This window comes from Lichenihabitans sp. Uapishka_5 (assembly GCF_033947565.1).
Classification (GTDB): domain Bacteria; phylum Pseudomonadota; class Alphaproteobacteria; order Rhizobiales; family Beijerinckiaceae; genus Lichenihabitans.
On record NZ_JARPVX010000227.1, the window covers coordinates 1 to 599 of the forward strand.

Here is a 599-nt window from a genome sequence, read left to right on the forward strand (position 1 = left end):
CTCGGCGATCAGCGGCACCCCCACCCCGAGTTCGCGCATCAGCGGCGCCGAACTGATCGTGGTGGCGGCGGGCGTGCGCGCAGCGCCGCTGATGCGCGAACTCGGGGTGGGGGTGCCGCTGATCGCCGAGCGCGGCTACCACATCCAGTCGGCACAAAGCCGCTGGCCCCTGAGCCTGCCGTCCGTGGTGTTCGAAGAGCGGGCGCTCGTGGCGACGCGCTTCCGCTCGGGCCTCAGGGCGACGAGCTTCGTCGAGTTCACGCGGGCCGATGCGCCACCCGACCGGCGCAAGTGGGCGCGGCTCGAAGCCCATGCGGCGGCGCTCGGTCTGCCGTTCGATTCGCCCGTCGAGACCTGGGTCGGCTCCCGGCCGACGCTGCCCGACTACCTGCCGGCGATCGGACGCAGCACGCACGACCCGCGGGTGATCTACGCCTTTGGGCACCACCACCTCGGGCTGACGCTCGGCCCCGTGACGGGCGAGATCGTGGCGGCGCTGGCCTGCGGCGAGGCGCCCGGGCTCGACCTCGCGCCCTTCGCGGTCGAGCGCTTCAGCCGGACCCGGCCGCCGCGCGCCAGCGTTCGGCGTAGCGCTTGTG

General features: G+C 74.1%; 1 protein-coding gene. It reads left to right on the forward strand.

What is annotated here, in order from left to right:
- A partial coding sequence (locus P7D22_RS23340) for an NAD(P)/FAD-dependent oxidoreductase (RefSeq protein WP_319936625.1) occupies positions 1-599 on the forward strand: 599 nt, incomplete at both ends.